The organism is Bradyrhizobium sp. UFLA05-89 (genome assembly GCF_059803475.1).
Window position 1 is genome coordinate 1 of sequence record NZ_JBANBA010000193.1, and the last position, 9,327, is coordinate 9,327.

General features: G+C 58.6%; 8 protein-coding genes and 1 pseudogene. 3 read left to right on the top strand and 6 right to left on the bottom strand.

Going from position 1 to position 9,327, the window contains the following annotated elements:
* Window positions 1-293 precede the first annotated feature (293 nt).
* From SO139_RS44560 to SO139_RS44575, 4 genes are read right to left on the bottom strand one after another with little or no spacing between them, the layout of a single operon-like run.
* Window positions 294-974, bottom strand: coding sequence for an MIP/aquaporin family protein (locus SO139_RS44560; RefSeq protein ID WP_449382416.1), 681 nt, complete (start codon window positions 972-974; stop codon window positions 294-296).
* Window positions 974-1,492: an arsenate reductase ArsC gene (locus SO139_RS44565; RefSeq protein ID WP_498542030.1), complete on the bottom strand. Its 519-nt coding sequence runs from the start codon at window positions 1,490-1,492 to the stop codon at window positions 974-976. Before SO139_RS44565 ends, SO139_RS44560 begins: the two co-directional genes overlap by 1 nt.
* A gap of 11 nt (window positions 1,493-1,503) precedes the next feature.
* Window positions 1,504-1,977: an ArsI/CadI family heavy metal resistance metalloenzyme gene (locus SO139_RS44570; RefSeq protein WP_498542024.1), complete on the bottom strand. Its 474-nt coding sequence runs from the start codon at window positions 1,975-1,977 to the stop codon at window positions 1,504-1,506.
* Window positions 1,978-1,988: 11 nt separating this feature from the next.
* Window positions 1,989-2,333, bottom strand: a complete 345-nt coding sequence (locus SO139_RS44575) for an ArsR/SmtB family transcription factor (protein WP_498542025.1) — start codon at window positions 2,331-2,333, stop codon at window positions 1,989-1,991.
* 55 nt (window positions 2,334-2,388) lie between these two features.
* Here SO139_RS44575 and SO139_RS44580 point away from each other — a divergent pair, with 55 nt between their 5' ends.
* Window positions 2,389-2,946 (top strand): hypothetical protein, encoded by a 558-nt coding sequence (locus SO139_RS44580; protein WP_498542026.1) that lies wholly within the window; start codon window positions 2,389-2,391, stop codon window positions 2,944-2,946.
* A 71-nt stretch (window positions 2,947-3,017) separates the two neighbouring features.
* On the opposite strand, the pseudogene SO139_RS44585 reads toward SO139_RS44580, so the two are convergent.
* A pseudogene (locus tag SO139_RS44585) lies at window positions 3,018-3,149 on the bottom strand (IS110 family transposase); the annotation flags it as partial.
* A gap of 275 nt (window positions 3,150-3,424) precedes the next feature.
* Here SO139_RS44585 and SO139_RS44590 point away from each other — a divergent pair.
* Window positions 3,425-4,363, top strand: a complete 939-nt coding sequence (locus tag SO139_RS44590) for a DUF2493 domain-containing protein (RefSeq protein WP_498542027.1) — start codon at window positions 3,425-3,427, stop codon at window positions 4,361-4,363.
* 1,378 nt (window positions 4,364-5,741) lie between these two features.
* Here SO139_RS44590 and SO139_RS44595 read toward each other — a convergent pair.
* Window positions 5,742-6,182, bottom strand: a complete 441-nt coding sequence (locus SO139_RS44595) for a VirK family protein (protein ID WP_498542028.1) — start codon at window positions 6,180-6,182, stop codon at window positions 5,742-5,744.
* A 2,107-nt stretch (window positions 6,183-8,289) separates the two neighbouring features.
* Between SO139_RS44595 and SO139_RS44600 the strand changes: the two genes are divergently transcribed.
* Window positions 8,290-8,703 (top strand): hypothetical protein, encoded by a 414-nt coding sequence (locus SO139_RS44600; RefSeq protein WP_498542029.1) that lies wholly within the window; start codon window positions 8,290-8,292, stop codon window positions 8,701-8,703.
* The last annotated feature ends 624 nt before the right edge of the window (window positions 8,704-9,327 follow it).

A 9,327-nucleotide genomic window follows, 5' to 3' on the forward strand; every position in this document is an offset into this window, starting at 1 on the left:
CTTCTGCCAGACCCCGCGCGTGCTCACAAACCTGGAAGCCTGGATCCGCCGGAGATTGCGAATGTATCTCTGGCGGCTGCCGGTTCACCAACGGGGCTCTGGCGCATGTCCGGAAACCCGGCGGTTCAACACGCCCTACGAATCAGGCGTTCGACTCTCTGGGTCTCCCCCGAATCTTCACGCCTGTGCCGGCTTAACTCGATCGAACCGCCGTGGTACGGACCCGTATGCCCGGTGGTGGGAGGGGTGGCGTCGCGAGACGTCCCCCTATCCCGATCTATGACCTGTAGCAGTCACGCCGCCTTTTGCGGCTTCTGCTTCTGCTCGCACATCCATCCATCTAATACCACCGCCGCAGCCGCGCCTAGCAATTGCGCGACGACGAACGCGACGACCCCGCCGGGAGCGATCCCAGCGAATGTATCCGACAGCGACCGAGCAATCGTCACGGCTGGATTGGCAAAGGAGGTAGAGGCCGTGAACCAGTAGGCGGAAGTAATGTAGAGACCGACGGCGTACGGGATGGCCGTGGGCGTGCGCGCCGCACACCCGAATATCGTAAGCAGCAGCCCGAAGGTCGCAACGGCTTCGGCAAGCCATTGCGCGGCCCCGGTCCGCTGCGTCAGCGAAACTTGCAGGACCGGAAGTTCATACATCAGATGTGCCGTCCAGACACCTGCGATGCCGCCGACGATCTGAGCTGCGATATAAATCGGCGCAGCGGTCCATGGTAGCTTGTTACGCCAAGCCAGAGCGAGCGTCACGGCCGGATTGAAATGCGCGCCGGAGATAGGACCGAAGACGAGGATGAGAACGACAAGGATTGCGCCAGTCGGAATGGTGTTGCAGAGAAGTGCAAGCGCGATGTTTCCGCCCGCCAGCTTCTGCGCCATGATCCCTGAGCCAACGACCGCTGCGAGCAGGAATGCGGTGCCGAGCCATTCGGCAACGATGGAACGGGCGAGCGACGGCATCAATGGCGTTCCGTTGCCCGCGTCGCCCCTTCAATCTCGCCGATTGCGCGGAGCTTGCTCGAGAGGCTGAGTTCGTCAAACGAGCGCAGCGGCAATGATGTGAAGATACTGATGCGCTGATTGAGGAGACGATATGCTTCCTTGAAGGCCAGCGCGACTTCGGCCGGAGTGCCGGTGGCTTCCGCGGGATCAGGGATACCCCAGTGTGCCGTCATCGGCTGGCCGGGCCAGACTGGGCAGACTTCCTCTGCGGCGTTGTCGCAGACGGTGATGACAAAATCGAGTTTCGGTCCCTTGAGGAACTCAACCCAGGACTTTGAACGAAAACCCGTGGTGTTATAGCCCAGGCTGCGCAACAGTCGTAACGTCTCAGGATGGACTCGGCCCTTCGGCTGACTACCAGCGCTGTAGGCGCGGAATTTTCCCGCTCCAATCCTGTTGAGGACCGCTTCCGCAATGACCGAGCGCGCCGAGTTGCCGGTGCAGAGAAACAAGACACTGTATGGGTGATCGGCCATCTCGAATGTCCCTAGTTGCAGCAGGCCGTGGCTTCCTTCGCAACCGGCTGCGGCGCGCGGCACGCGCTCTGCTTCTCATGCGCGATCCGCACTGCGTTCTCGCCAGTGCCGTCGCCATAGACCGTGCTTTCGCCTGTCGTATGGAAGGTCTCCCAGGCGATGCCAGCTGGATCATCGATCCAGGACTTCTCAGATTTGGCATAGCAGCAGGTCGTCTGGCCCTGCTCGACGACCTCACCGCCCGCCTGCCGCAGGCGCTCATAAACCTCGTGTAGTTCCTCCGTGTTCTCCACCTGGATGCCGAGGTGATCGAGGCCGGGTTCGCGCCCGCGCGTCGAGATCGCGAAATTGACGCGCGGATCGTCCAGCATCCATTTCGCGTAGTCAGACTTCGCCACCGATGGCTGCGCTGCAAACAGTGCGGAATAAAATTGAATGGAATGGGGAATGTCCGCGACCGAGACATGAACATGGAGACGCTTCATGGGCTATCCTTTCAGGATGAGACTCTCGTGCGTGTGCGGGCGGACTTGCATACCGCGGCCGGCGCGCAGGACACCCCGCCGCAGCAATTTTCAGTGAGAAAAGCGATCAGCGCGTTCATGACCTCAAAGCGCGCGGCATAGATGATCGAGCGGCCGTCGCGCCGAGAGCTGACGAGACCGGCGGTCCGTAGCCGGTCAAAGTGAAACGTCAGTGTGTTTGGCGCGACACCGAGCGCGTCAGCAACGGCACCAGCCGGCATGCCGTCCGGCCCCGCCACTACGAGCAAGCGGAATACATCGAGGCGATTATCCTGCGCGAGCGCGGCCAGCGCACTCACAGCATCTGTCTTTTCCATAATTCAACGACTATTGAATTGACGATCAAATGTCAAGCAACGATAGATAAGTGGCATGTATGGAGACACGACCTCCATCGGGGGGATTGCCATTCCCTCGACCGATCCAGCGTTTCTTGAAGTGACTGTGGGCCTGCATATCCCGCTCGGGATCGCTTGCGTTCTCGCAGGGGTGGTCGCGCTGCTCTTACAGAAGCGCCGGGGGCGTCATTCTACGTTCGGTACGATCCACTTCTGGTGCCTGCTCGCGTTGTTCGCCTCCGTGACATTTCTCTCGATCATGCGCTGGAGCGAAAATTTTCACCTGTTCGTTCTGGGAGCTTGTTCCTTCGGCTGCGCATGGTTTGGTCGCTCGGCACTTCGGCTGCGTTGGAGACATTGGATCAGATTACACATGACTGGAATGAGCTTGTCTTATGTCCTGCTGGTGATCGCTTTCTATGTTGACAATGGAAAGCAACTGCCAATCTGGAAAGATCTTCCGCACGTCACGTATTGGCTGCTCCCTCTCCTCGTCGCGGCACCGCTGCTCCTACGGGCGCTCCTCTACCATCCCTTAGTGCTTGCGGCCCGCAAATCTTGCGAGGTCGTCCAAGCTCACAAACGTGCTTGAATCCGCACGATCGAAGTAGACTGACCTACCCCACGTCCTCGGCAGAGCAGACGGCTACGCCGGAATGACACTCAAGTCGCTCGCGGGGCGGGCGGCTGGCCGAAGTGAAAGTCTGTGCCAGCCATCCACATACGATGCATGATGATAGCCAACTTTCTCGCGACTGCTACGCATGCTTTCTTCATGCCTATGCGCTTGGCGAGTTGTGAGGTCGCCCTCGCCGACAGAGCCGCCCCTGGCCTTCTCAAGGGCGATCGGACGGCAAGCGGTACGCCCCGGCAATGGCAGAAGTCACGGCTATTTTCCGCCGGCGCGTTCCGCGCCTTTGCATCGCGAAACAAAATAGCCGTGCCTCTACCATCCTTCGCTCTGCTTCGGCCCTCCGCTTCGCTTCAGGTTCTGGTCCGTTCCGCCCGCCGTCAGGTGATCGCCACGAAGGCCGCGATGGGCGCGGCCGATACGGCAAAGGACCTCACCCATGACGACCGCCCACCACAACCCTCATTCCGAGCTACCCCATGCTTCGTCCCCGACCGATCACGTTCTCGCTGAACTTCAGCTCTTCGGTTTCCATCCCTTACAGGATGAGCCCGATCCACGGCCGCTTCCCGAAAGCAAGGCCATCACCGGCGCCATCGCCGACATCTTCGATGCGTTAGTCTCGACCCTGAATGACACGCGCCTCGAACCGGACCTTGAAGACTTGCTGTGGTCGACCGTCAATCTCTTTCATCGTGCAGCGGACCGCATTGAACGCCAGCTCGATGCCAACGAGCAAGCGCAGCAGAGGAGCCAGCGCGAGCAAAATGGCTCGGAAGTGCGATCCGTCGAGCTCGAACGGCTCACTGCCCAGGGCATCACGCTCATCGAACGCCGCAATACCATGGAACTCCTCCGCGATCAGGCTGCCGAATATTTCGAAGTCCACACGGGTTCGCCTTGGCGGCCGCGCTCCGGCTCAGTCGTCAGCCATCGTAACCTCACGGCCGCGATGATCGACAGTCGCGATTTTATCGCTGCCAGGCGTCGGGCCGAAACCGAGGTCATGCTTCCACCCGGACCAAAGATCGCGTTCACCGGTGGGCTTGATTTCAATGACGTCCAGCTCGTCTGGGATCGGCTCGACAAGGTCCGCGCGAAACATCCCGATATGGTTCTGCTCCACGGCGGCTCGCCGAAAGGCGCCGAGTTGATCGCTGCAAAATGGGCCAACAATCGGAAAGTGCCGCAGATCGCCTTCAAACCGGACTGGACGAAACACGCAAAGGCTGCACCATTCAAGCGCAATGATGTGATGCTGGAGGTCATGCCGATCGGAGTCATGCATTTCCCCGGCACAGGCATTCAGGACAACCTCGCCGACAAGGCAAAAAAGCTTGGCATTCCGGTCTGGAGATTCGGCAGGGACGGCGCGTGAGCGCCGTCTTAGCGGGCGATAAAAGCGACGGGGCAGCAAATTGAACGGACCGATGTGGCGGGACTCAGCGTGTGCATCAGACGGTGATTCGTTGGCAGCTCTCTACGATCCTTTGGAGTTCCACTATTGCGCTTGCCGTGATGCACAGAGAGTGCTTGCTCCGATTGCTGCCGTTCCGGGAGAGCAGACGCACGACGATGGCTAGGTGCAAAGCCATCCCGCGGTATTCATCGGTTACCTTCCGTCAGCCGGCCTCTGATTCGGATCACCTACCTAAGATTCCGTATACGAAACAGCGAGGTTTTCGCAGATCGACGCGAACGCCTTTTTCGCTTCCGCGTCCTCGAAACAAAACCGTGCCCCTTTGTCGCAGCGCTCGATCGACCAGTCCGCCTTGTGTCCTCGTGAAACGCGGGATGCCTCTTCGCGCAACTGATCTAATAGTCTTCCGTAGGCACGCACAATCACACAGTTTTCCATCTGAACGCTCATTGGAGAAGGCAACATAGGCGAGGCGATACATAGCCGGAAAGGCCCTGCTATAACAAATGCGAAGCTGCGGCTAGCCGCTGTCCAGTGTTTCCTCGGACACGATGTCCAAGCTCGAGCGCGTGTTTCTCTCGCTGGCCAGCCCTTTTGCGTTGAATTCCTGCAGCTACCGAGGATGTGCAGCGTAAAATTCCAGCCAGAGCCTGTGCTATTTTTTCGTCGGATAGCAGGTTTTGGTGCGCGCCTGGGCTGGGCGACTTCTAAAAAATGCGATTGATCGTGCTGGTCGCGTTGTTCCCCGTGATGGCTCAAATGTTTATTGGGGGTGGACGAATGCTTATCTGGCCTGCCTATTTGCGCTCGCGATCGGCGCAGTTGCGGGTCGTCAGATCAAGCGAGCAAATGATCTGCCGCGCCCACGCCGAGATGCTCAGGGTCTACGGCGTCGGTTGGGGAGAAGAATAACTGACGCGCCAATTTGTTTTCCGAAGCACTGGACGGCTGATCCGTGCATGATTGGCCTTATCCAGGAATGGCTGAAGGCGAACGTTTTAAGACCGGTTCGTGACCATTAGCCGCTTCACGGCGAACCGTCGCACTGCGCCTCGGTATGGCAGACGGTAAACCTTCAAGTTCCTCGGCTTCACCTTCAGCGGAGGTCCGCGCAATGGGTGCTTCGCTGAAGCGAAGGACTCGTGGCTCGCCGCAAGCGCGCGTTTCTGTGAAACACTCAAAATGGGAGTCGAGTGCTCAAAACGGCTCTGCTCGAATCCGTGCAGGGGCCACTAGCAATGATGGTCCCCACCGCGGATCTTTTGGCGCTCGCTTGCTCACCGAATCCGGCCGCTAGGAAGGCGAACCGGACCGAGGTCGTGCGCAGTTCTTCCCATTACCAGACGAACTTCGCGCCGTCCGGTAGTTCGCAGACGAATTCGCCCTGGTTGACGACTTCGGTCGCCCCGACAGTAAGTTTGGAGGCCCGCACCGTGAGCTTGCCTTCGCGGCTGAGGCTGTGGCGAATGTATTCCGTCACCGGATGTCCCGAGCTGTCCACCGTTTGGTGCGCATTTGCAAAGCTGATGCCGTGCTGCGTGCTCACCCTGAAGGCGCTGATAACTAGTCCGCCCTGCACAGCCGGCCCGGGCTTACCGCCATCGATGGTGGTACAGCGGCTGAGATCCAGTACGAGCCTGACATCCTTGCCGGCCTGCAAGGCGCTGAGCACCTCGGCGTATTTCGGCGAGGGATCATCAGCCTTGGCGATCGTGGTCACGCTTGTAGCCAAAAGCAAGGACAACAGGATCGACAGGCCTCTCGCACTAAACTGCATATACTCTTCTCCTCCACAAGGACCACTGGCCGCGCAAGCAGCCACATGCCCGATGTCATATTCGCAAACAGCTTGGCGCATTCCCGACATCAGGCACGTTGTCCTTACGACAACATGTGCTCCCACCACGCACAAGCGGCAGCGAGGCCAACCTAACGTCACAACCTCGTACGTAAGGTTTACGAAGTAACGTCACGGTTTTGCGATATCCGATGCGCTGTCTAATCCCGGTAGTCGCAGTTGCGAGGGAGTGGAAACCTTTCGCTTCGCGCCGGGCGGCGAAATGCCGCCGTCTGCTGCAGTCTCCGTCCGAAAAGCGCAGGTCTTCAAAAAGACGAGCACGAGGCAGGATCTCGAACGTTCATACCTAAGCTCTTTGATCTCATCATAGAGCATTGCAAGGTGGCAAATGATGCCGCGCGTCCGACGAACATCGCTCTGCAAAGCGGCTTAGGCACCGTTCAAGAATCTTAGCTTAAGGGGGCGCTGCGAAATCATCGCGACATTGCTGATGGGACCCTACGTAATGATACGGAGGGCGGCTGTCGCACTTTCTTGATCTACGAATTGCATCTTCTTTTACATGACACCATACAGACCAATCTACGATCCGCATCTCTGGCGAGGTCGTGCGCAAGCAACGCGGACCAAAGCCGATTTGCTTGGGCCCGGCAAACCCAGAGACAGGCTTCTGAAAATCGCCGAGGAATACGACAAGCTGGCCAGGCACGCCGAGGAGTGTGGCCCCCACAGAGACGGTGAAGATCTGGATTCGCGTCGCGATTTCTGATCGTTCTCCGCTTTTCTCGGCTAAACCGTCGAGTGGCTCGCTCCTAAGGCCAAGACAAGCGTCTTGGCCCGATCTCGGCCAAGTCTTTCGTACGCCGGTGCCTCGTCGGCCCGCGGACGCCGGGACGCTTAAGCGAAACTCACCGCATCATGCGCGTTGCCAATCCGCAACGTGCGTGCTCACCGGTGCAGATTGCTCGCAGTGCACACACTTTTGCCGATAACTGATTTCAGAACAGAAACGACGACCAAGAGGGGCAATCAGTATTGATTCAAGCCGAAAAATCCGTAGTCGACTACCTGCTCGCATCGTTGACAATCAGCGCTCTGCAGAATCGGGTCGCTCCCACCCACGAACAGGTGATACATCATTTGGAACTTGCCTGCCATCGAGCAGGTCTTGTACGGACGCCAGCATCTATGATCCGGATATTGGAGCATATCTCACGCGAGATCAGTAAGGCAGAGTCGGTGTTGGAGTTCATCGGCCGCGGAGAGGGGCACCCACACTGAGTTGACGAATGAAGATCCTGATGCTCCTAGTCGTCATGCGATCTAAGCGGAAGGGATTGGCGGGCGGACTTGAGTTTTCGGTCTCGCATGCCCGTCCCGTCGTGATCTTTAGAGCGATGCAAAGTTATCTTGGCTTTGAGGCTGCCGCCGGTTTTGGGATGCCTTAAGGAAGCTGTCGCGAGCGCGGCGAGCCGCCACGGTCACGAACGGGCTGTCGACCGAATGCTCTCCATGCTCGGCTCGCAATTCATGGGTAGGCGAGAAGCAGCGCCTAGCTATTCTCGATCAAGCATTCGACCACCTTGTCACCCTTGGCTCGCCACCCAAATTGGTGAGGTGGGTAGTTGCGAGGTGCTGTCCGCGACATTCCAATCATCGATTGTGGAGATCCATCCGGCAGGACATGGTTTTTTAAAACGTTCGAATATGCCGAAAATTTCATTCAGTGACAGATCATTTTGCGAGTAACGGAACTTGCGAACGGCGAAATGAGCTCCCAACTCATTAAGAGAGATTGTGGGTTAGAGAGATCGGTTTGGAATTGGCGAGGTCAGCTCGTGAGCGCCCGTCTTATTCAACTAAACGCACTCCGCGGGTAAATCTTTCTCGGGACCGCAATTACCGCAGAAACAAATTTCATCTCCCATCCAACGCGGATTGTGTCTCGATTTTATCACGTTTTCGTTCTATACGTTAGGTTACGCCGTGGTGGTGGTGGAAGGCGCAATCCGTACATCTATGAACGGGGACCACCACCGTGTTTGCCCTTGGACTTGCCCTCAATCTCGCTGGGCTCGGCCTTCTGTTGTGGCTGGCCTTTGCTCTCGCAGTATATGCGCTCCCATTCTTTGTTGCAGTCAGCGCCGCTGTAATGGTGTTGGATCGCGGCGGCGGAATTGCTGGTGCGGTCGTTGTCGGCATCATCAGTGCCGCCTTGACGCTCGTCACTAGTCAGCTTGCCCATTCCATGGCGCGGCTGATCTTCTTGCGAGGCATGATCGGCGCGGCTTTTGCCGTTCCGGCGGGAATTGCTGGTTACCATGTGACGCTCGCGTTATCGCAGATCGCCGTACCATGGCCGTTCTGGCGTGAGACCTTCGCTTGCGTCGGCGCAATCTTCATCGCCTGGAGGGCCTGGATGCAGATCGGTGTCTTCGAGCGAGGAGTGAAGCCTGGCGGGGTAACCAAATCAACCGGTCCTGACGTCCGTGACGCCTGAGGAAACCTCCTTCCGCTACATCTGGGGTTGCTTTGCTCTAGCAGGGTGTCCAGGCCATCTCGTTGATGAAGCTCTCAGGACATGGCGGCCTTCGTTGCGCTCGATCCCGCTGTGCCGACCCTCATTCGGCCCTTTATGCGCCGTCGACGATGGCTGTCGGCTGTGGTTGTTGCCCAACGGCAATGTCGCCTTTTCCCGCAGGCTCTTTCTTTCTCTACTTCGAAACCGGTCGCCTTCTTGTGCTGCAAAGCGAGCTCTGCCACGTCTTTTCCCGCTTAAGTCTGTGTTCAGCGCTCGGACGCACCTCGCCTCGTTGGCTTGATCTGGCCGAAGACCGGCTGCGCCTCGATCGTCTGAGCCGCAACGCCTTCGGTTGAGACTTTCTTCCCCTGGGCTACGCCCATTCCTCGCGAGACAAGAAAGTCTCCCCGCCGGCGTCCTCCGCTTAACGCTCCGGCCCGCGGGAAGAGGCGGGTGCGTCGCCGATCGTCTTCGGCCGTCAGATCGCCATCGAGGCCGCGGTGGTCGCGGAGCTCGAAACAACTCAAGGTAGAGTAGGCGCGCAGCGCCATACCGCCTCACGGCGGCTGGTTTCTGCACGCCTCTCGCCGAACCGGACGTGCC